The organism is Prevotella melaninogenica ATCC 25845, assembly GCF_000144405.1.
Lineage (GTDB): Bacteria > Bacteroidota > Bacteroidia > Bacteroidales > Bacteroidaceae > Prevotella > Prevotella melaninogenica.
The window spans coordinates 871606-895485 of record NC_014371.1 but is presented as its reverse complement, the minus strand read 5'-3'; the positions used below and the strand labels follow the sequence as shown (position 1 = coordinate 895485).

Genomic DNA, 23880 nt, shown 5'->3' with positions numbered 1-23880 from the left:
CTTGATCACTTTACAATATGAATAAAAACATTAGTCTTACAGATAGTATGATAGTGGACGGTCGGCTTCTTCCGATGCATCGCTGTCGCTGCTCTCTACGTTTGAGTTCGTTTCTGAATGAGGAGAAGTATCTATATTACTTTCCTCTAATTCTGCTTCCTCTGCTTTACGAATGGCAGCAAGCAGCTTTTGATGGTCTTTCTCCTGCTTAAGCGTTGTCTCTTTGATATAGTCCATTAGCTGTGTGCCCTGTATGCTTTGCAGCGTATCCTGCACTTCGGTTTCGTTTTCCTCATCAAATGCATCGTCATTGCTGTACCAACCGTTTATACGGGACAAGTCCCTTGTAAGAATAGCGGATGGTGAGACTTCGGGTAAGGAATCGTCTGCAATCTGCAGTTCCTCACGGATGATAGTGTCTTCGTCAGATTCGTCCATTGTGTAGTCAACCTGCATTTCATTGTCATCTTCTGTACCTTCCGCTTCTTTTGTTTCTTCGGACACAGATGAGTTTTTCTCTGCAAAAGTATTAGGTTTTTCATCTGGATTTTCAGAGGAGGAAACAGCGGGAACTTTGGAGATAGAGTGGGAATGAAAAGGCTTGCTCCTACCCACCAAAACGTGACGTGCATTGTCAATCTGCTCTTGGGAAACGGATGTATTGAGACTTGTGCCGTGCCCGTTTCCTTTCTGTTTCGGTGTATTCTTCCCTGATTGGGCTGCCAAATCTTGAAATAACCTCCAAAAGTATGTAATGCCGAGTAGCAGCCATGCTATACCCAGCAAAAGCAATACACCTAACAATAAATTGATTATCATAAGTCTATGGTTTTATCGCGCCTGCGTTGTGAGGCGGTATGGTTCAACAAATCCTGATACGTTTTCAAATGATCAAGAAGGATATTCTCAATATATCCCGTGATGGAAGCCTCCGATCTGATGTCGTTCAGCACATCACGCAGTATCTGGAGTATCTCAGTATGGATACTGAAGCCCGACTTGTTGCGCCCGTTGCGGACACCCGTCAGAAATCGCTGTTCGTATTCAGGAAAGTCCATTACTGGGGAAGAATCCTTCGTTCTGGCATTTCTCTTTCTTTTCGAGGGTTGCGCTGTTTGGGCATTGTTGCCATTAAACGAAGTTTCTTCCGGTATTTCTTCCTGTTCGTCAATTTTAGAAAGAGAGGCACTTGCATCTTCTTCCACAGAGTCTGAATCATCATCCAAATCAATGGGGTCGTCAAAGTCTGGTGTGTTCTCCTCTGTGCGCTTCTTGACACCAATGTCTGCCATCTCCTCCAATTTCGCTTGAAGCAGCTTTTCACGTTGCTCTTTCAGTGATTTCATACGCCGTTCTCAGTTTTCAGGTTGAGTTTCTCCATGACCTCCTTTACCCACTCATCCACTCCAGTCTGAGGGCGGAGAGCAGGTGCAGGGGGCAGGTAGGAGCAGCGGAATACACCTTTGACACCCCCTTGTGCCAATTCCCTGCTGAATCGGACGGAGTTGTAGATACGGGTATCGAAAATCGGCAGTCCCTGTTCCTCAGCATTCTGACTGAACAGGTCGATGACCGTGGTACTGGCACTGCGGTTGATTTTGTTCCAAAGCAGGAAGAAGTCCTGAATGCGTGAGCCTTCAAAGCCTACACCCAAGTCTCTGATTGTCTTGGCGTATGCAAAACTCGATGCCAGCGACTGTGGGTCGGCTTCTATAGGTGAGATGATGTAGTCCATCGTAATGGACAAATCCATCATGGCACTGGTAAGGGCATGACCAGGAAAGTCAAAGATAATCAGTTGCGGTTCCGTCTTCATTTTACGAAGGTATTTCATGACATCGGAAACGGCCCTTTCTGGTTTGCTTCTGATGATATGATACGATTTCTTGCCGTAGTGGGACAGGCGCTCGTGAAGTTCCTTGCCCAGTTCGGGGGAGGACTCGATAAGATCTCTATCCCGTTCGCGTAGCTTGAAGAACGATTCCTGTGTGCCGTCGCAGTCCACGACGGCAAGGGAGATGTTCTTCTCGTAATATAGTATGGAAGCCAGCACTTCGGCAAGGCTGCTTTTGTCAACTCCGCCTTTCTGTGAGGCGAAGCCCAGATAGATGGGATTTTTTTTTCTTTTCCATATTCATAGTCGGTTGTTACTTATGTTATAAGTTGATGTATATCTTGACTGACAAGTCATGTCATATTTGTTGTTGAAACCATATTTTTGACTCGACCTAAAAGTCTGGTTTTGACCCAGCTCAATTTTGACTCAGCTCAAAAACATAAAACCATCCGCAGTTCAAACCTTTCTTGATTGAGATTTTTGAAGTTGAAATCATTATTTTGGACTCTTCATCCATATAGGTTTCAAGCTGTCTTTCAACTGAATCTGCTTGCAAAATAACAAGGTTTTATCCTAAGTTTCAACTACCTGTGAAGTACAGGGAAATGCGAGGAAAAAGAGTGAATATCATTGATAATGAGATATTTGAAAACTTGCCGTAACTTTGCAGGCGAGAATAATACATGGAGGTAATATCACGAAGCAGACACCCCAAAAGGGTGGATACTTCAATCGTATCAACTCTTGATATTGGCAAGGTGTGTCTTTGTCCGACAAACTTCGTTTCTGCCGACAAAGACCCTTGCCTCGAAGGGGGAAGAATTACTCCAAAGTCGTAATTAGATAAGGATAAAAACAATGAACGAAAAGATAGAACGATGGGACAGATGGGATACCCGTCTTCCCAAGCCCAAAGACCAGCAACGGGCGATTGATTTGTTCCATAAATCAGGTGCGGAAACCAAGTCGGATTTCGTGCGTGGACGTATTCTTGGGGAGAGTTTTAAGGTTATCACGGTGGATAAATCCGCCGTGGAATATTACCGAAAGCTCTCAGAACTGACAGCACAGATACATAAGATTGGCGTGCTGTACAACCAAGTTGTGCGTGCCATCAACAGCTATCACAGCGTGAAGACCGCACAGATTATGCTTGAAAAATTGGAGAAAGTGTCTGCTCAAATCATCACCTTGCAGGAGCAGGCAATCAATCTAACCATTGATTATAGAAAGAAGAAGTAGTGAGAATTTAGTTAGAAAAATGATAGCAAAAATTTCTGCAACGGAGAACCTTGGAGGGGCACTCGGCTATAACTTCAAAAAGGTGGAGAAAGGGGAAGCAAGTATTCTCCTTGTCGCTGAGTTGTATCAGGACAGAGAGGGACGTTATACGATGGAAGACGTGCTTGTCGATATGGAGGCATTGATACCGAAGAAATGCCGAACGAAGAAAGCCGTGTTCCATTGTTCCCTCAATCCGCACCCGGATGAGAAATTATCTGATGAAAGGCTCGTGCAGATTGCGAAGGAGTATATGGAGGCACTTGGCTACAGCAAGCAACCCTATATCGTGTTCAAACATAATGATATTGCACGTGAGCATATTCACATTGTTTCGCTTCGAGTGGATAGCAAAGGCAGAAAAATCAATGACAAGTATGAGGGCAGACGAAGCAAAAAGATTACTGATGCTTTGGAAAAGAAATATAACCTCATTCCAAGTTCAAAGGTCAGTGAGAAGCCGACAACAGAAACGCCAAAAGTCGATGTTATGCAAGGGAATATCAAGGAACAGGTGGCAAACACTGTTCGTTCTGCTATGAAGCATTATTCATTCTGCTCCTTGGGTGAGCTAAACGCCATACTCTCCCGATATAATCTCGCCGTAGAAGAGGTAAAGACCGAGTATAGGGGTAAACAGTATGATGGACTGGTTTATGTACCTACCGATGACAAAGGAAATAAGGTGAGCACGCCCATTCACGCCTCGGACATTGGCAGAGGTATGGGCTATACTGCCGTTCAGAACAATATGCTGAAATCGAAGCAGATAGTTAAGCCATTAATCCCAACTGTCAGAAGAAAGGTATTAGAAGTAATGCGTACTTCTCCCCAAACGGAGGAAAGACTTCGACAAAGATTGGAGGAACAAGGCTTGCGTGTTATAATCCGCAAGAATGAGGGTGGGCGCATCTATGGTATTACATTCATTGATGATGAAAAAGGCATTGCGCTCAATGGTTCTCGATTGGGTAAAGGATATGCCGCCAATAAGTTTAACGAGTACTTCTCTAACTCAGAGAAAAATCCATTCTTGGATGAATCGCTTTATGGTAAGATTGATACCACCTTTCAACAACAGATGCAGACAATACAGTCGGATGAGCAGGAAAGCGACAATCTTGTCGATGAACTTATTGACGATATGGTGGGAGAATCTTTCTCTTCTTCGGGCAACGATGATTGGAAGGAAGCAGCATGGCAGCGTAAGCTCCGAAGACAAAGTAAGGTAAAACTTAGACGAAGAAAACATTAAATAAACGAGCATTTCTATCTCCCCTCCCTTCGGAGGGGTTGGGGGAGGCTTCAAAAACATTGCATTATGGCACAAGAAGATGATTTAAGAGCATTAGGTAAGGTTATGGACTTTATGAGGGGCATATCCGTGATATTCCTCCTCGTTAACTGTTATTGGTTCTGTTACGAGGCATTTCATGTCTGGGGGGTTACGCTTGGAATCATTGATAAGATACTGATGAATTTCCAGCGTACCACAGGGTTATTTTCGTCTATCCTCTGGACAAAACTCTTTTGCGTGGTTTTTCTTGCCCTCTCCTGCTTGGGGACAAAGGGTGTGAAAGAGGAGAAAATCACATGGCCAAAGATTTGGACGGTGCTTTTCGCTGGATTTGTGTTCTTCTTTCTGAATTGGCGGTTGTTGGCATTGCCCATAGGTAAGGTGGGTGCTGCTTCGCTCTATATCTTTACGCTGTCCATTGGTTATATCTGTCTGCTGATGGGTGGCGTATGGATGAGCCGACTGCTCAAAAATAACTTGATGGACGATGTATTCAACACAGAGAACGAGAGTTTCATGCAGGAAACAAGGTTGATGGAAAACGAATACTCGGTAAACCTTCCTACACGCTTCTACTATAAGAAGAAGTGGAACAAGGGCTGGATTAATGTAGTCAATCCCTTCCGTGCCTCGATGGTGCTCGGCACACCGGGTTCGGGTAAGTCATACGCTATCGTGAACAACTACATCAAGCAACAGATAGAGAAAGGCTTTGTCATGTATATCTACGACTACAAGTTTCCCGACCTTTCGGAAATTGCCTACAACCATTTGCTCAACCACCTTGATGCCTACCAAGTAAAGCCGCAGTTCTTTGTGATTAACTTCGATGACCCACGCAAATCACACCGCTGCAATCCCATCAATCCATCCTTTATGACGGATATATCGGATGCCTATGAGAGTGCCTACACGATTATGCTTAACCTCAACCGCTCGTGGATACAGAAACAGGGAGACTTCTTTGTGGAGTCGCCTATCATCTTGCTTGCTGCCATCATTTGGTTTCTGAAGATATATGAGAATGGCAAGTATTGCACCTTCCCTCATGCCATCGAATTTCTGAACCGTCCCTACGCACAGATATTCCCGATACTCACTTCCTATGATGAACTTGCCAACTACCTTTCTCCTTTTATGGACGCATGGGAGGGTGGAGCGCAGGACCAGTTGCAGGGACAGATAGCCAGTGCCAAAATACCACTGTCTCGTATGATAAGCCCTGCCCTTTATTGGGTGATGACGGGTGACGATTTCTCACTTGACATCAATAATCCGAATGAGCCGAAAGTCCTTGTTGTGGGTAACAACCCCGACCGCCAGAATATCTATTCGGCAGCACTCGGACTTTACAATAGCCGTATTGTGAAGCTAATCAACAAGAAGAAACAACTCAAAAGTTCTGTGATTATCGACGAGTTGCCGACTATCTATTTCCGTGGGCTGGACAACCTTATTGCTACCGCCCGAAGCAACAAGGTAGCAGTGTGTTTGGGTTTTCAGGACTTCTCACAGCTCACTCGCGATTATGGGGACAAAGAAAGTAAAGTGATACAAAATACGGTGGGCAATGTGTTTAGTGGTCAGGTGGTAGGAGAAACAGCTAAGACACTCTCTGAGCGTTTCGGCAAGGTGCTTCAACAACGCCAGTCTATGACCATCAATCGCAATGATAAATCCACTTCTATCTCTACACAGATGGATAGTCTTATCCCTGCAAGTAAGATTTCAAACCTTACACAGGGGATGTTCGTGGGTGCGGTATCCGACAACTATGATGAACGTATCGATCAAAAGATTTTCCATGCAGAGATAGTGGTGGATAGTGCAAAGGTTTCTGCTGAAATGAAAGCCTATCAGCCCATACCTGTGATAGTAGACTTTACAAATGAAGTTAGCTCTGATAATCTCAAAGAGACCATCGAAGCCAACTATAAATGCGTGAAGCAGAATATATTAGATTTGGTTGCTTCTGAAATGGTGAGAATAAAGAACGATCCGAGTCTCTGTCATTTAATAAAGGAATAAGATATAATGATTTGTCAACTTAATAACGTTAAGACTTATTTTTTGCTCATATTATAAATTTAAAAATAGTCCAAATATTATATTTCATATTATAAATTCTATTATTTAATTTTATATTTTTTAGAATGCCGTAAATTCGATAAGTTTATCTTTGGTTCTATTGATTGAAATTTCTAACACTGTTTTCTTCAACTTCCTTGGTATATGCTCGCTCTATAGGATCTTTACCATCTAACTTTTCAAAGATCTCTCTAAGTTTTGTCACATGCTTACGGTCTCGTCTTAGGCGCTTATCAAGCATTGTAGCAACATCATAACCTCCATTTATAAGTTTCTTTACTGGTGCTATATAACCAAAATCTTTCAAATCTCTCCTTGGCATGTTACTTGAAATTTGGTCAACATTAACCCTATATTTCCCCCATACTACTACTTCGTTGAGAGTATTTTCTGATGGATATAGGAACATTGTGTCGCGTGGTACTTCATTTCGGTAGAGAGTTTCTAGTAAATAACCATTAGATCTAAAACTCACAACATTAAATGTTTTTGGTAAAATTATTTCTCCTAAATAAGATGTTCTTCCAACTAATATTCTATCAGCCTTTACTTCCACATCTTTTATTGGGAATCTAGTAACAGCATCACAAATTAATATTTTCTGAGCATTTATTTCTGATGAGAAGGAGCAAATCAAACATAATATCAATGTGAAGATTCTGACCTTGTTGAATAAAGTATTCTTAGTCTGATTTGAAAGAGCAGGAATATAAGCCTTTGGTGGAGGAAACTTATATGATGTTAACTTATCCTTTACCATAAACCTCAATTTTTTATAAACTCCTAAATTATGATCTTTGCAGATTTCTCACTTCTATGATTACTTACGGAACCTAGACGTATTAATTACCTCACTATTCTTAGCTTTATATCCTCCAAACTTGACTGTCAAGGAAACTCCAAATTCACGATAGCAGCTAAAGTTCATCTTCATATACTGTCCTTTGAAATCAATACGGGGATTGACGGAAGAAGTCTTGAACAAGTCATTACAGAAAATATGCAGTATAGCTTGTTTTTTCCAAAATTGCCAGCGAAGGCCAATATCTAAGTTACCAGATCCAGGTAAATCATAAATAGCCTGATGAGCTTTGCTACGTATCATCCCATCAACTGTCAGCGACAAATTGGGCCTGGTATTTAGTGTGATAACATTGCTCATCTGTGCCATTCCATATAATATGGCTCTATTAAATGGTAAATCATAATAGTCATCGCATTTCTCATGCATCCAAAGCCCTGTTAATGTTAATCGGGAATCTAACCATGAACCGAACTTATGAGGAATAACAGCCTGCAAGAAGGCTTGATGCTGGTAATTAAGATTTACATACTTAAAAGTTGTAACCAAACGGTTTGGACGCTGATATGGTGTCTGTATGAAATAATCGTCAACATAGTTGAACCCTGCCACAAAATGATACTTGTTTTTCAGTACCCATACTATATTTGTTTGGTATGATTTAGCAGGTTTAAGATATGGGTTACCCGTAATCTCATCATATCCACCATTACTATATACTGTAAAATTATTCATTGTCCAATATTCTGGATAAGTTCGGTCGGTTGAGAAACTTAGTATCCATATATTGCTTGGATTGTGAACATATGTCAGGTTCAGTGTGGGATATATATTCCATTGATGCCATTGCGGTGAATGATAATATTCCGCTGCTAAAGAAGCGTCTAAGATAAATTTGTTATTCCAATTCTTCCCTACTCCTATATAAGTGTTGGCTATATCTTCTCTTTGGCGTATGTAGTTGATTACAGATAGGTTTTGATAAAACTGTAAACTATGGTTAAGAGACTGTTTATACCAAACTCCATAATTCAAGTTCCAATTATATTTTAATTGATGTTCCTGAGATAAGTAATAACGCCAAACATTTACACGCTGGTCATTATCGACGAGGAAATTAAGATTCCCAGTAGGTGTAACACTTTGCAGATCTTGTTTCTCGGGATCATGATAATAGGTAGTTTCAATACCTGCTTTTAAACCAAATGGAGTCTGATAGTCTAACTTGATATTGTGTAGCCATGTACGGCGTGTTGATAAGGTTCTACCAACGATGTCACCCGTATAGTTACCATAGATGTCACGATTACTGTAATTTGCCAGATATGACAGTGACAAATTATGATTTTTTGCAAATTCATATTCAGTGCTTATGCGATAGTCGTGCCCAAATTGCTTGACAAGTTGTGCTTGCTTATCTTTTATCTCATGGATTGTTCCATTATTGAGGCTGTGCCGAGAATCTTCATCAGTAATCTTAAAAACTCTGCCATGACTATGTAGATACATTGCATCCATTGTAAACTTCCCTGTGTGGTAAAGAAAGGATGCACGCTCACCGAACATAGCATGATGTGTCTGATTATAGGCTACATTAAATTCACCTTGCAAAGGCACTTCTGATTGGGCACCATTTTTTAATTGTATGTTAATTAGGGCGCCGCGAATCTGCGACTTTGCTGGAGCAGAATACATTACATCAGCCCTTTCAAGTCGACTGGCAGGCATACTCCTCAATAGCTGAGTTATCTGGTCTGAAGTCAAAGACATAACTTTCCCATTCAAAGCTATAGTCACATTTCTATTTGCCAACTGGTATTTGCCGTCTTTCTCAGTAATTCCTGGAAGTTCTTTGATTGCATCAAATACATTATCCACACCTTTCTTCTCAATTATGCGAGGCAAATCATAAGTTATAGCACTTCCATGAACCACTGCCAATGGGTGCTCACCTTTTATCATTACTTCAGGAAGCTGCCTGATAAGACTATCAGCCCCCAGCGAATCTACTACGTTTTGTGCAGAAACTGATTGACAATATATAAATATTATCGAAGATACAAATATGATTACACCCTTTCTCATCTTCACTTTCCCATTTACTTACTTTACTAAAATCTCTATAAGATGGTGTATCGAAAAGGTACACCATCTTATACTATTTAACAAATTGTTATTACTAAAATCTTACACCATTTGTTACTCCAATATCACCAACATCTCTGATAGTAGGTTGGACATAAAGAACAGCATCACTTTCGGACTCATTAAGTCCACCGTTAGTCATCTCATCAAGATAATCCAACGAAGAATCACTAATAATGTTCATTTTATAAAATATTTAAAGTGTTAATAATTGAGATGCATTCTTTGGATTGTTTTCCGACATATAAAAGCCCTACATCTCTTAATTCGTTAATTTGTTTTTTAATCATATCAATATCAACGCCTAAAATCTTACCTAATTGCTCAATCGTTATAATACTTTTGTTTGATAATTCGAGGACTTTCCAAGCCAAATCTGAACGATTAAAATCTATAATTCTAATTGAATTCGAATTATAATATTCTGTATATCTGATAATCTCGTTAGATACTTTTGTGAGCTCGTATGAATATTTGTTTTGGGCATAGTGGCTTTCTATACTAACAAAATAATCCCATGCTATAGCCTGAAATTTTCTCACATATTGATAAATACTTAAACTTTCTTCAAATGGCAAAAAGTCATCTGGCAGCATTTCCTTTACAGCATCTGAATATGATATTTGAATTTCTGATTTACTTACACGATTAAAATATCTAGAGGCATCGTTGATTGCTAGCGATGATATCTCATGTTTATATTTATTTCCTAATTGGTAGAATCGCATAAAATGAAGGTTTTGTACACTTTCTTTAATATCTTCTAAATTCTCTTCTAAAAGACCTCGTAACACATTCATTCCGCCAACATTTATGTTTAATTCATGTGCCCATTTTATGAAAAACAAGTTGCTTGCAAATGAGTTTTTCTTATCTATTTTGTATAGAAGAGTATCACTAGGTGATTCATATCCAATTTGAACATGAAAAAATCCTGCTATGTGCATTTTCTTTATTGTCTCAAAATCAATCCCACGAGTAATTATCTCTGCAAGCATAACTCGAAATTTAGGGTGATTGTTCTTTATTTCTATAAGTTTGTCTAAGAGGTTTTTGAACTTTTCTCTATCCTTACCAATAACATCATTATCCAGAAAAGTAAAATCGTAAACAGAATATTTTTTTATGTTATACAAGATTTCTTCTTTTATAACCTCAGCACTCTTTCGACGATACTTATATCCTTGATTCAAAAAACAAAAATGACACCGATTCCAATGACAACCTCTTGCGCCCTCTATTGGTATCATTACATCTTTTAATCTTCCCTTATAGCTTTTAAAAAAATCATAAAAGTCAGAATATTGTAATTTGTCTAAATCTGCATATTCTTTCTTTATGACAGTGCTTCGAACAATACTATCATCTTTGCGAATATAACACTGAGATAAAGTACTTAAATCTTCTCCTTTTAATTTTTTGTTTGCTAAATCAGAAATGATGCTTTCACCCTCTCCCCAAGAAGAGAGGTCTATATATTTGAAATTTTTGATATATGCTTTTGCTTGCTTTGGATTACCTATGCCACCAGCTGCAATAAATGTATCAGGGTTCAACCTTTTTATAATTATCCCCAAGACATATGCTGGAACCCATTGAAACAGGCTCATATGCATGCCAACAAACAAGCTTTCCTTCACATTATGTTCATTGCATATATTAATTATGGTAGTTTCTAATTCGGATACGCATTCGCGAATATGTTTTTGAAAATTAAAGTTATTGTTTGTATATTGGGGTTTTAAAGCTCTTAAATATAGTTCTTGCTTAATTAACGTATTTTTATCATTGCATTCAATTGCAATATAGGCATAAAATGGACCTAATATTGCAATTTCATCATTTAATACCTTTTTTTCGTTAAAAAAATACTTTAATAATATTTTTTCTAATAATATATTCCAATATATGATCTGTGCATCAAAGCCTGAATCTAATAAAGTTTGCTTTAATACGGTCATAGAAGGAGATGGTAAATATGGTTTAGCTGGTGGCAGCCAACATAATGTTATTCTTGCTTTTTTCATCAATATCAATTAAAATTTGTCTTTTAAATTAAAAATACAGACCTGTTTCGTAGTTTTATGCGATGAATGTTTATTTACGAGTTCTATTATACACTTTCTAATCTTCATTTATCGAATACTCCCAGTATTCTGATATCATGGATTATATAGGGTAATATATGTTTTTAACCTCGTAATCAATAACTACTTGCTTAACTTTATCCTTCCCATATAGCTCTTGATAAATGAGGGTTGGGGCATATCTGAAAATACCTTCTTTATTGTAAAAATCATCATGATAAAACTCCTTTCTTGTCAGAATAAAAGATATTCTTTGTTCTCTTCCTGCATTATTTCTTTCTTTGAAGAAATAATTGGGAGGGGTTTGCTCATAGGAAAACATCAAATACTTAGGGTTATTCTCATTAGTTTTTCCAAAATATTTATCATGCCAAATTTCAACATGACGAGGATCTGTACCAAAATGCATTTTGTCTCCCTTTTGCATCTCAGAAAATATGTTTCTTTTGTTAAGATCATTTAAGATACTATCCTTCACATCATAAGAGCAAATGATTTGAGAAACAACATTTCTTATTTCCCAACTCTCACATCCTTCGCTCAGGACTCTGATTATAATTTTATAGCTTTTATCGTTAGCATTCACTAAAATTTGAGTATAACCCACATGTTGAGGGATAATGTAGTGAAATCCATCGCCTTTTCTTTCAATGGTTAAAACACTATTATCTTTCACTTGTATTTGTGATTCATCCAACTTTGATTTACCAATAATGTGCTCAATAGTTGTTACCTGTCCTATCGAATCAACAGAATATTGGACATTAAAAATATTACTCTCGGGTTCACTATCTTCGCTGCATGAAATTAACGATAATATAGCCAAGAACCCTGTAATTAATATACTTGTCAACGGAAGGTTTGCTCTTAATATTGAGCAAAGGTTCCTAATGATTAATATTTTATTCATTCGCATTGTTTTTTATTTAGTTTATTATTTGCTACATAGAGGCTGCATAAAGATAGGGGAAAATAAGTTATGCGCAATCTTTTTGAGAAAAAATAGTTAGGAATTATTGTTGAACCATTCAGAAAATAGCACCTACATCATAATTAACATAAGAAACAGGTTCCAGTCTCTCATGTCTCCTCTAAATAACTATTTCTTTGCTATATGTGGATTTATCCCAAATTTATACTTTAGAGTATGTCCTCCCCCCTCAAATGACATCTCTGGTTCTATCTCATAGTATCCATTATCAGAGCCACCCCAGCCCATATTATTATGTACATATACGAGATCTGTCGAATCTGGCATATTTCCAATCAAGAAACCGTCAATAATCCAAGCGTGCCCCTTATTTTTTTCTGTTATAGCATCTGCATGAACTAGCTTCCCTTGCTTAAGAGATTGATAAATTGTATTCCAGTTCCAATCTATTCTATTGTCACATTTCATTCCTACTAAATTCAATGCAGTGACAATTGAATTACGCTTTGTAGTAGTCCCGCTACAAGTATAAGTAGCACCCACCTTTTCTCCAATCCATTTCATGAGATAACCAACTTGATTCTTAACTGCCTTGGGAGAACTGTTGGAAATTGTATTAGTGCGCTTTAATTCTTTCCAATTAACAGATGTTCCATTGATAGTCAATGAAGGCTCATAGTATGCTATTGCCTGAGCAATAGCCACCACCCCACAGCCTGTATCATATCTACCGTCTGACTTTAGAGGACAATTTTGGGCAAGTTTACAATTGTACGGAGCGTCTTGATCCCAAGCTGTAGTAGAAAGAGGAAGATAATCGGTAGACTTTTCATAGGAAATAGCACTTTTGTAAAAATCATTTAAATCACTAGTTTCTGTACTCCTAGTCGCTATCTTATCTTTCTTATTTATAGCAGAGTTCTTCAAAGAGTCTTTGATGCTCTCAAATTTTTTTATTCTGTTAAGATTTGCATTAATACTTATCTTCAGAAGTTCATGCTTGAATTCTCTTCTTTCATCTGTAAAGACTTCTGTCGTGTCTGGTATATAGGCAATAATATTGGGAGCCCTTAGATCACCCGCTACTAAAGCGTATCCGCAACTATGGTCATGTTGTATTTGAATTTTATAAATAAGAGTACATCCTGTCTGACTTTCGCGCACTCCACTTCTTGTTTGTGATTGCGAATATAACGGAATATTATGCCTCTCTATAACGCTAAATACCGAATTATTTGGACTACTCCTCGAATTCAAATCTGTTGATATTGAATTTTGAAAGTTTTTTAAAATATTCAACACCTCGCTTTCTGGAATAATGTAATCATCCTGCAAACTTACTCTTTCATAATAAGACAGCTCCTTGTTAACTAAGGTTCCGTTCTCCTTATTGTTTATTACTAAATCGTTTTTTGTGCATCCCTGCAATATTATCACAGCAAAGATGGCCCCAAAATAATATCTGAATTGTCTCATAATTTATTTTTTTACTATTTTTCTGCTATAAATCTTACCATCTATTTCTAGAATACATACGCTCATACCCTTTGGAAGACGATTTGCATCAATATGATATGTGAATTTTTGTGCATCGGCAAGTTTACTTTTAACGATTGTAGTTTGCCAGTTCATATTTACTCCAGCTACGCTCAAAGAAAAGGTTTTTCCTGTTGGAACCTGCAAAATAATATCAGTACCTTCTTCGTTTACTATAGCCTGGGTAAGAGTAAATAAATTATTGTTGTCTTCCAAATCTGACGACAAGTCATCCTCACTTATATTTTTATGATTCTGTTCTAAAATCTCTTTGATATATTTTTTTGTAAAATACTCACAAGATGGATATATATATGCACCATCACTTGTATAAGAGGAGTTAGCCCATTCCACTTTTATTTTTTCAATTATGCTACCATATTTCTCAGCAGCTATTCTGCAAAACAGAAAAGAAAGAAGTTCTTTATCATGAACGAGTTCATTATTGTCTAATTGCGAAAATAATAAATTGGCTAAATAGCAAATGCTTTCTTGTAGATGTTTTTTACTATATCTAACAAGTTCTTCGCCTGCAGGATTGTCTAGGATTTTCTCTACGGAAACAGCATCTTGGTTACTATCGTACTCATTCACATAATTAGACCATTCTTCAAATAGCCTATCAAAAGTTTGATAACCCTTGCTATCTTGCGAAAGCCGTTTTCTAATTAAAGCTTTCTGGTTGTCGTCAAGAGTTACCTGAAGTTCTCTAGTTAATCCGTCTTTTATAGACTCTTTTAGGGTATATCTGCTTTGGATACTTTGTAATAAAGTTCCTTGTGCAGTATTAGCCATATATCGATAAGGTAGTGGTATTTCTTTATAATAATATATAAACGGCTTACCAAATTCATTCCCATTCAAAGAATTGCGCTCATGAGTTATTCTTCCCCACGTCCCAATTTTACTTTCAAAGGCATATCCATGTAAAAGTTGATTAGCGTAGTTAGTCACTGCGAAATGACTTATGCCAGTCATTGTACTGTCTTTGGAGTATACCATAACAACCATCGGACCTACCACATCCCTCTTATATGTTTCAGCATTATTGTATCTATAGGGTTTATTAGCAAAATAATCATCCCATGTTTTCCAAACAGATGGAGAACCATAAGCAGAGTTCCCAATCCATATATTTCGATCTGTTATACCTCCAGCCCAAGCTGCGGAATTATATTTGACATTATCCTCTGCCATTAAAACAGCATCTCCAGATTTTAAGTTAGGAAATTTTGATAGATATTTAGATGGTGCATCCTTAAATCCGCAATAGACATCGCAATGCCCCCATGTAATCCACCATGCACTTGTAGACGAAACCAATACTTTCCAATTTGAATTAGTCCTTCTATGCTGTATTTTTTTTCTTGCGCCTTCTAACCATTGATAGTCTGCAGGCGAATAATAGGTATATGGTTCAGAATTAAAGAGCATTTTGTTTCCATCTAGTAAAAATAAGCGGACGCTAGCATTTGTTTTTGATGTAAAATAGTTTAATGTCTCTGAAAAATTCACAGGTGCATCTATCATAAAACCTGCCACTGAAACTTTTTCATTTAATATAGTTCCATTGTAATAAACATTAACTAACCCAGCTCTAGGAATTTCCATACTGGCATATGAATTATATTTAGAACAAATAACAAGATAGTAATCTCCTGCAGGCACAGTTACGTCCAGTCTTGATTGTAGACCATCGTAATTGTCATTACTCCACGAATACTTATTGGGATTATCTATATTATAAAAGTACATATAAGTATCTACGTCATTATAATCTTCTCCTTCTACAGGTGTAGTGTGAAGTATTATTCTTTCTGTAGTTTGAACTGATATCTTTCGGTGATATGTATATGTAACAGGGACATTTTTCCAAGCAGTTACCTTGTTATTGTCTTTTATTTCTATATTTTCAGGGGTGACCTCCCACGCACTTTTGCTTTTATCTGCCTGGGTGGAAATTTGCTCTAAACGTCGTATTTGTTTATTTTGCAATGTAGTAAAAGAAGGCTCTATAGTTTTTTTTAATTGACAAGAATCCTTTGCGAGCTGAACTACGTCTATTTCTGGATAGAATGGACTTGCAGAAGAAAAACAAATTGTATTATTCCCTTTCTCGCAAAAGACCATAGGTACCCCCTTAATGTCAGTAATCTCCCACGAAGCTTTTTTGCAGTCTAACTTTCCTTGATACTTACCATTGACATAGACGGAAATTTCCTGAAAAGTTCCGTCCGACAAATATGTGGATAAGACATTAGCCAAAAAATAATAATTTCCTTCTTGTGGTACCTCAATATTAAATGACTTTTCAAGAATAGGAGCAATATTATCTTTTTTTGTAATGCTCTTTGCGGCATTAAATGCCCTTGAGGTTCTCTTACTAGTCCTTCCATTAGTAAAGAAATAAGCCTCAGTATCAGAAAGCATATTTTTGTTAGCTACCCCCAATCCACTCCTGTTCTCTTGAAAACCTTGAGGTTGTCCAAAACTGCATATAGATTGTAAAATGAATATAACAAACAATAGTTTTTTCATAATTCTCTTTTGATTTTAATTAAAGACTATTTCTATATAAAAGTTCACCATGAAATGGATGGAATACCGTACAAGACAGATTACCAATAATCTATTACCAAGTGAACTTTTATATATTTTGTAGAAATCGTTTACTTATCTACATTTGCAGCAATCCAACTCCCGTCCCAACATTTAGCACGGCCTATAATATGGCTTGGAGACATTAAGTTCATGTTATAATATCCTGAACACCAATAGAGCTGCTGCCTAATAATGTTTCCATGCCCAACTTTACTTCCTTGGCAAGGACTTGGGAGTGGAGCTACAGGAATGTTAAAATATATATCCCAGAATAATTCTAGATCCGTATCCGCGGAAGTGAAATCCATGTTCACATTTTCTCTAGACCACGCCTCCACTTGAACTCCACATGAAGACTTAAAAACGGTGCGACTTTTCCAAAATAAAGCCTGAACCTTTGTTCTTCCATCTTGTGCAACTCTTGTTGGAATTGGAACTGGTATTCGAGTCACCTCAATTATAGGATTCCCTGTATAGTATAATAAGATACCCTTTTCAAGCTGATATTTACCAAAAGATATCGTAGGATATGACTCTATATCATTCAAAATGCTTTTTTCCTGAGCAAGATATTTCTTGATATTTTTATAAGCAGCTTTTTCTATGGCATAAATAGTATAGCCAGACTTACTAAATTTATAAATAGTGTCAGCAACCTCAAATTCCAAATTTTCATTAAGGATAGAGCCTATAGCTGTATTCTCTTTAAATATATCAATAATACTAGTTTTCTCATTATACAAAGTTGTTTTTGTAATCAAATAGTTATTGTCAAATGATGCAATAAAAGCATCTAAATCGGAATTATTTGCAAAATGTGTTCGGGACAATACTGGTGATTCCTCTTGATTATATTCCTCATTAGAACAACTGCTGAATATAGTTGCCATAATTAAAGAACAAAAAAGTAACAATAGAAATGCAATTAGAGGTAATTGCTTAGTACCTTTTCTATTAAGCTGGAGCAAAGAATTGCAAAGATTAGATTTTTTCATAACTATTATTTTTTTATTAATATTGTAAACGTAAACTCGGTAGAAAGACTCATTATGTACATAGGCTATCTAATAAAACTTTGAAAGTAAAAGTCAAAAGAAATTGTTTTGTATTATACTAGACGATATAAACAACTATTTTAGGTAGACTAGCCTTTTAACTGCTTATTATACCGTCTCTGCTACTTTGATTATATCTCACATTGTTTCATATCTATGGCTTTCAGCGGAATATTCGTAATATCCACAGTAAGTAATATAAATAGTTGAGAACATACGAATTAGTGATAGTTCTTTCCAACCAACCTTTTGTCTTAGGTCGACAAATCGTTTTGCTTTATTATGAAAATCAAATTTAACCATAAATGTTTTACTTCGCAACAAATATACATATATAAATTGTTTATAACAAGAAAAATATCTTTTTTTTTAAAAAGAATTTGTGTTTTCTTGATATTTCTACTTATATTTGTAGTATTATTTACTATCTATACATTGTTTATATGAATAAAAACATTATTTCATTGAAGGATTTCGAGATTACTCCCAACGAGAATGTTATCGAACGTAGCCAAAACTTCCAGAGTTATATTGACCAAATGAATCAGTTCGGCTGCAAGAGTTATTGGGTCATGGCAAGAACAGGCGTTGGAGCAAAAATGCAGATAGAGGGCTATGATGGTGAAGTTTCCGCATACATTTCCAATGATTACCTTGGTATGTCGCAAAGGACTGAGACCAAGGAGGCTGGCATAAATGCCGTCCTGAAATACGGTACAGGGGCAAGTGCCGCTCAAGCCATAGGAGGCTATTTAGACATCCATCAGCAGTTGGAACAAGGCATTGCAAAGTTCGTTGGTCAGGAAGATGCAATTCTCTTCTCATCTGGATTTGGTGCCAATGCAGGTTTACTCCGTGCTATATTGGGAAAAAATGACATAGCCTACATTGATTCGTATATCCATACCAGTGCCACAAGTGGTTTAATTGGAACCAATGTAAAGCATATAGGACACAACGATATTGACTATCTTGACATGATCCTTGAACGGGAAACGGGAAAATATCAGACTCGATTGGTCATCATCGATGGGGTCTATTCCCAGAATGGAGATTTATCAAAACTTCCTCAATACATTGCGGTCTGCAAGAAACACAATTGTCTTCTTATGATGGATGACGCTCACGGCATTGGAGTTATGGGAGAAAACGGCAGAGGAACAGCCGAATATTATAATTGCTTGGGACAAGTAGATATTATTACAGGAACTTTCAGTAAGTCTTTCGGATGTGTCGGTGGTTTTGTTGCCGCGTCAGAAAAACTGATTCAGTATCTGAGATATTATGCTGACAGTAATGTCTTTTCCGCAGCAATGACTCCACAGGTTGCAGCATCTTCCCTAAAGGCACTGGAACTCATACAGACACAACCAGAGATTCGCAAGAAGTTGTGGACTAATGTCAATTATCTGCGCAAACGACTGACAGAGGAAGGCTTTGATATAGGCTGCTCTGTATCAGCCATATTTCCTATTATGGTAAGAGATAATAAAAAAGTATATGAAATAGCACGTGAATTACAAAAAAGATGTATCTTTGTAAGCGGTATCACATATCCTGCGGTAAGAACCAAAGAAGCACGGCTTAGAGTTAGTGTATTGGCTTCTCACGAGATAGAACAGTTAGAGCAATTAGTGACTGCTCTTTTGGAAATCAGAAAATCAATTCCTTTTTAGATGGCAGAAGAAGAAAATAAACCTAAAAGATACAGAAGGACAAACGTCGATATACAGGCAGACATTATCAAGGCAGCAGAAAGTCTGATTAAGAAAAAAGGCTTTGCATCAATGTTGGTGACAGAACTCATCAAAAAAGCCAGAATAGAGCCGCTTGTGTTCTATAACAGATATGACAATCTTAGCGAATTTTATGATGAATTCGTTAAGAGGTATGACTATTGGTTTAAGGATGTGCTCACTGGTATTCAATTTCCTACAGATTCAGAATTGGGTTATATCAGTATTTTCAAGGATGTACAGAAAGCACTTCAAGATAAATCAGTGATGTTGGAACTATTACGCTGGGAGATTGCTGAAGGAAATGAGACCACAGTCCGTACGGCCATGCTCAGAGAAATGCACACTTTACCTCTTGTCAATATCTATGAAGAGAAACTCAAGGACACTGGTATTGATATAGCCGCCATATCATCCCTGATAATCGGTGGCATTTATTACCTCAACCTTCACAGAGAGCGTTCTAAATTCTCAGACATTGACTTGAATACGGAACAAGGCAGAAAGCGTATAGAAAATGCTTTAGAGGAACTTGGACACATGATATTCCACAACCATGAAGTAAATAATTATAAAAAAGTAGTTGCTGAAAGAATGAAAGAAAATGGCATCAGCGATGAAATCATAAAAAAGTGTTTGGATTAAACCATACAGTTCAAAGAGATTCCCCACTTATCCATCGTGATAATTGGGGAATTTTCTTATTATAGAAACTATATTCTAATAAAGTGATATTTTAGGCTTTACCATAAACTAAACATAATAGATTGTTTCCCATAAATTCCTTTTATTTCCTACTTTACCCGAAAACTTTTTCATCTCTTCATATACCTATAATTTAGCTGCTTGATAACAGTATTCATCATTAAAATTATCAAGCAATGGAATCAAACAGCAATGACAATTACGTGCTGGTCTTGGAAGACCGCACGGAGGTAACGAACGAAAAGGAAGCGGGAAAACTCTCCGTAATTTCTGGTATTGACGACAAGGGAAACCTTAAAACAACAGAGGCTGTCGCTGCCAACCAAGCGGCATTCTTGAAGTTCAACAACAGGGATGGACTTCTGAAGAACTTCATGACCAACTTCCTCAAACAGTTCAACAATCCGACTCATTTTGGGCTGTACAAGGTCTTGTCTAACAATGTGGAGCAGGGCGTGGACAACCTGCGTACCCTGCTCCAAAGCCGTGAGAAGCCAGAAAGCAATCAGCAGCTGGCTGAGATGGGCGTTCCCTTTGAGGACTATCTTCCCCAGCAGAAGAATGCTACTGCTATCGACCTGGAGAAGATTGATTGGAAGATGCTCGATAATCTCGGACTTACCCGTGAGCGATTGGAGCAGAGTGGAGAATTGGAAAAGATGCTCAATTGGCAGAAGAGCAATCTCTTGACGATTGCCGTTCCCATTGGCGACACAACCATCTACACCGAAGCTCGCCTTGCTTTTCGCACGGACGATAACGGCAATATCGGTTTGGCAATTCATCCTTTGAGAAAAGAACCACAGCTTGACTTTCCCTATATGGGTTACAAGTTCTCTCCCGAAGAAAAGGAGCAACTCCTTGCTACGGGTAATCTTGGCAAGACCATTGAGGTAACACCTAAGAACGCTGAGCCTTTTTCTGCTTACGTCTCTATCGATCCGCAAACCAATGAGATTATCGCCCTGTGCGCCGACCGTGTAAACATCCCCAAAGAAATCAAGGGCGTAACGCTCTCTGACACTCAGTATAAAGACCTTGTGGAGGGCAAAGCAGTAAAGGTTGAAGGTATGACTGCTAAGAGTGGTAAGTCTTTTAATGCCACGCTTCAGGTCAATGCAGAGAAGAAAGGTATTGAGTTCATCTTTGGCGACAACAAAAGTTTAAGAGAACGACAGGAACACAAACAGGCTCAGCAGCAAGGCGTCCCACATAAGCTTTGTGGCTTGGAGTTATCAGAAAAACAGCGTGAAGCCTTGGATAGTGGTCGTACACTATATCTAAAGAATATGGTGGACAAACAGGGACAACCTTTCAACGCATACGTTCGCATGGACAAGGAACAGAACCGCCCACGTTTTTACAAGTGGAATCCTGACAAGAAGCAGGAAACTGGCAAAGAAAAGATGGTTGCCGTAGCCGAAGAACACAAAACGCAGGTAGCCGTGAATAACCACGGCAAGACCAACGAAGCCACCAAGGATGTGAAAGAACCACTCAAAACGGGACAGACACAGCCTACTGCTGAGCAGAAGCAAAAGCAGGACGAGAACAAGCAGAAGAAGTCCCGTGGACGTAAGATGTAACCCTTAATTCTATTATCGACTATGACAACTTGTATTATTGCCGAGAAACCCTCGGTAGCCAGAGATTTTGCCCGTATCGTTGGGGCAAAGAGTAAGCAGGACGGCTATTTGGAAGGCAACGGCTACCTCGTTACTTGGGCAATGGGACACCTCATCGCCCTTGCCATGCCCGAAGCCTATGGTTTTTCTGCCTATAAAGCGGAAGACCTGCCCATTCGTCCCAATCCTTTTCAGTTAGTGGTACGACAAGTACGTAAGGACAAGGAGTATGTATCAGACCCTGCAGCATTGAAGCAACTCAAGGTGATACGTTCCTGCTTTGACAAGGCGGACCGTATCATCGTCGCTACTGATGCAGGACGGGAGGGTGAACTTATTTTCCGTTATATCTATCAACATTTGGGATGCCGAAAGCCTTTTGACCGCCTTTGGATAAGTTCACTTACCGATAAGGCTATTCGTGAAGGACTTTCCAATCTCAAACCAGGAAGCCATTACGACAACCTCTATCATTCTGCCAAGGCAAGAAGCGAAGCCGATTGGCTTGTGGGCATCAATGCTAGCCGTGCCCTGTCCATTGCTCGCAAAGGCAGCTATTCATTGGGACGGGTACAGACTCCGACACTCGCTATGGTCTGCCGTCGGTATATAGAGAATCGTGATTTTTCTTCCGTACCCTATTGGAAACTGTCTGCTCTTATAGAGAAAGAGGGCGTGTCGCTGAAAACCGTTGGCAAAGAAGACTATGAGAGTGAAGCATCGGCACAGACTGCTCTCGCTACACTTCGTAGTCAGAGCCAGCTTAAGGTAGAGTCGGTCGCAAGAAAGGTAACGCATACTGCACCATCACTCTTGTACGACCTTACTGCCTTGCAGAAGGAAGCCAACAGACGCCACGGATTTTCTGCAGACAAGACCCTCTCAATAGCCCAAAGCCTCTATGAGAAGAAAATCACAACCTATCCCCGCACTGGCAGCCGATACATCAGCGAGGATGTCTTCGAGGAAGTCCCCGCCCTGCTACGTAAGACAGGCATGCCACTATCAAATCCACTTAACCGCCATTCTGTGGACAACGCAAAGATTACTGACCACCACGCCATTATCCCAACAGGTGAAACGCCTTCTGGAATATCGACAGACGAAATAACTATCTATCAAATGGTAGTTAATCGCTTCATAGAAGCCTTTTCCCCCGATTCAGAGGAAGAACGTATGCAGGTGCGGTTTACTGACGGTACCAATATCTTTACTTGGAAAGCGTGTAGGCAGATTTCCTTGGGCTGGAAAGCCGTGCAGAATGAGCTGGTTACTGATGCAGAGAAAAAGGAAAAGGAAAACGACGATGAACTAGTTTTACCTTCATTGCCTGATTTGATGGAGGGAGAGGTTTTGTCACTTGTTTCTGCTGAAATAACCGAACATAAGACCAAACCTAAACCTCTCTACACAGAAGCGACACTGCTTTCTGCTATGGAAAACGCAGGCAAGGAAGTGGAGGAAGATAACAAACGCAAAGCTATGGCAGAGTGTGGTATCGGTACACCTGCTACTCGTGCCAACATCATCGAGACACTTATCCTCCGTGACTATATCCGAAGGGACAAGAAAGCCATCATTCCCACCGAAAAAGGCTTGGCAGTCTATGAGATTGTCAAGGACAAGAAGATTACCAATGCAGAAATGACAGGAAGTTGGGAACTTGCCCTTGCTGCCATCGAGGCGGGAAAAATGCCTGCGGATAAGTTTTCACAGGGTATCAACTCTTATGTAAATACCATCTGTGAGGAACTCCTTTCACTTACTCCCGAACAAAAGTCCTATCCTGTCTACCGCTGCCCAAAATGCGGGCAGCAGAGTGTCGGCATCTATGCCAAGGTAGCCAAATGCTGGCATGAAACCTGTGGTTTCCACGTGTTTCGTGAAGTCTGCGGCATACTTCTCTCTGAAGATAACATCCGTGACTTGATAAGTTCTGGTCGTACGCCTATCCTTAAAGGACTGACCAGCAAGGCTGGCAAGAAATTCAATGCCCGACTTGTTCTGGGTGAAGACTACGCCACTTCCTTTGAATTTGAGAACAAGAAAGGAAAACAAAGAGGAAAATAATCCCGACAGAAACGGAGATTTACAGATATAGGTCGAGAGATACCAGTATTACCTCCCGACCTTTTTACCTCCACCTTATTAAAA

The 23880-nt window shown here is 38.8% G+C and carries 18 protein-coding genes; 7 read left to right on the top strand and 11 right to left on the bottom strand.

From position 1 onward, the window contains the following. Positions 1-36 precede the first annotated feature (36 nt). The 3 genes from HMPREF0659_RS10485 to HMPREF0659_RS10475 are packed head-to-tail and all read right to left on the bottom strand — an operon-like array spanning position 37 to position 2053. A complete protein-coding gene (locus HMPREF0659_RS10485) occupies positions 37-819 on the bottom strand; it encodes a hypothetical protein (RefSeq protein ID WP_013265784.1) in 783 nt (260 codons plus the stop codon). Continuing rightward, entirely contained in the window at positions 816-1346 is a 531-nt protein-coding gene (locus HMPREF0659_RS10480; protein ID WP_013265790.1) for a DUF3408 domain-containing protein, read from the bottom strand. The genes HMPREF0659_RS10485 and HMPREF0659_RS10480 overlap by 4 nt, the downstream gene beginning before the upstream one ends. After that, entirely contained in the window at positions 1343-2053 is a 711-nt protein-coding gene (locus tag HMPREF0659_RS10475) for a P-loop NTPase family protein (protein ID WP_394330198.1), read from the bottom strand. Before HMPREF0659_RS10475 ends, HMPREF0659_RS10480 begins: the two co-directional genes overlap by 4 nt. 642 nt (positions 2054-2695) lie before the next feature. Between HMPREF0659_RS10475 and HMPREF0659_RS10470 the strand changes: the two genes are divergently transcribed. The 3 genes from HMPREF0659_RS10470 to mobC all read left to right on the top strand — a co-directional run bounded on the left by HMPREF0659_RS10470 (position 2696) and on the right by mobC (position 6443). Next, on the top strand, positions 2696-3079 hold the full coding sequence (locus HMPREF0659_RS10470) for a plasmid mobilization protein (protein WP_013265619.1): 384 nt from the start codon (positions 2696-2698) through the stop codon (positions 3077-3079). Between the two features lie 19 nt (positions 3080-3098). Then, positions 3099-4373 (top strand): conjugal transfer protein MobB, encoded by a 1275-nt coding sequence (gene mobB, locus HMPREF0659_RS10465; protein WP_013265531.1) that lies wholly within the window; start codon positions 3099-3101, stop codon positions 4371-4373. Between the two features lie 66 nt (positions 4374-4439). Further along, complete coding sequence (mobC, locus tag HMPREF0659_RS10460) at positions 4440-6443, top strand: conjugal transfer protein MobC (protein WP_013265483.1); 2004 nt, start codon at positions 4440-4442, stop codon at positions 6441-6443. Between the two features lie 157 nt (positions 6444-6600). On the opposite strand, the gene HMPREF0659_RS10455 is transcribed toward mobC, so the two are convergent. From HMPREF0659_RS10455 to HMPREF0659_RS10425, 8 genes are all read right to left on the bottom strand, one after another. Next, positions 6601-7263: a hypothetical protein gene (locus tag HMPREF0659_RS10455; RefSeq protein WP_013265535.1), complete on the bottom strand. Its 663-nt coding sequence runs from the start codon at positions 7261-7263 to the stop codon at positions 6601-6603. A 60-nt stretch (positions 7264-7323) separates the two neighbouring features. Next, the gene (locus HMPREF0659_RS10450) at positions 7324-9210 is read right to left on the bottom strand and encodes an outer membrane beta-barrel protein (RefSeq protein WP_226893209.1); all 1887 of its coding nucleotides are present in this window, start codon (positions 9208-9210) and stop codon (positions 7324-7326) included. Between the two features lie 274 nt (positions 9211-9484). Then, positions 9485-9634, bottom strand: a complete 150-nt coding sequence (locus HMPREF0659_RS12665) for a hypothetical protein (RefSeq protein ID WP_155812157.1) — start codon at positions 9632-9634, stop codon at positions 9485-9487. Between the two features lies 1 nt (position 9635). Then, positions 9636-11477 (bottom strand): B12-binding domain-containing radical SAM protein, encoded by a 1842-nt coding sequence (locus HMPREF0659_RS10445; protein ID WP_044046095.1) that lies wholly within the window; start codon positions 11475-11477, stop codon positions 9636-9638. A 142-nt stretch (positions 11478-11619) separates the two neighbouring features. After that, the gene (locus tag HMPREF0659_RS10440) at positions 11620-12447 is read right to left on the bottom strand and encodes a hypothetical protein (protein WP_013265776.1); all 828 of its coding nucleotides are present in this window, start codon (positions 12445-12447) and stop codon (positions 11620-11622) included. Positions 12448-12636: 189 nt separating this feature from the next. Beyond that, on the bottom strand, positions 12637-13944 hold the full coding sequence (locus tag HMPREF0659_RS10435) for a C10 family peptidase (protein ID WP_013265853.1): 1308 nt from the start codon (positions 13942-13944) through the stop codon (positions 12637-12639). Between the two features lie 3 nt (positions 13945-13947). Next, positions 13948-16542 carry a DUF7689 domain-containing protein gene (locus HMPREF0659_RS10430; protein ID WP_013265812.1) on the bottom strand — a complete coding sequence of 865 codons (2595 nt, stop codon included), beginning with the start codon at positions 16540-16542 and terminating at the stop codon, positions 13948-13950. Between the two features lie 131 nt (positions 16543-16673). Continuing rightward, on the bottom strand, positions 16674-17600 hold the full coding sequence (locus HMPREF0659_RS10425; RefSeq protein ID WP_013265695.1) for a hypothetical protein: 927 nt from the start codon (positions 17598-17600) through the stop codon (positions 16674-16676). A gap of 503 nt (positions 17601-18103) precedes the next feature. Between HMPREF0659_RS10425 and HMPREF0659_RS10420 the strand changes: the two genes are divergently transcribed. The 4 genes from HMPREF0659_RS10420 to HMPREF0659_RS10405 all read left to right on the top strand — a co-directional run bounded on the left by HMPREF0659_RS10420 (position 18104) and on the right by HMPREF0659_RS10405 (position 23796). Then, positions 18104-19336, top strand: coding sequence for an aminotransferase class I/II-fold pyridoxal phosphate-dependent enzyme (locus tag HMPREF0659_RS10420; RefSeq protein WP_044046205.1), 1233 nt, complete (start codon positions 18104-18106; stop codon positions 19334-19336). Continuing rightward, positions 19337-20041, top strand: a complete 705-nt coding sequence (locus HMPREF0659_RS10415) for a TetR/AcrR family transcriptional regulator (protein WP_013265702.1) — start codon at positions 19337-19339, stop codon at positions 20039-20041. It abuts the gene before it with no gap. A gap of 236 nt (positions 20042-20277) precedes the next feature. Beyond that, positions 20278-21687 (top strand): DUF4099 domain-containing protein, encoded by a 1410-nt coding sequence (locus HMPREF0659_RS10410; protein ID WP_013265766.1) that lies wholly within the window; start codon positions 20278-20280, stop codon positions 21685-21687. 21 nt (positions 21688-21708) lie between these two features. Next, positions 21709-23796: a type IA DNA topoisomerase gene (locus HMPREF0659_RS10405; RefSeq protein WP_013265186.1), complete on the top strand. Its 2088-nt coding sequence runs from the start codon at positions 21709-21711 to the stop codon at positions 23794-23796. Positions 23797-23880 lie beyond the last annotated feature (84 nt).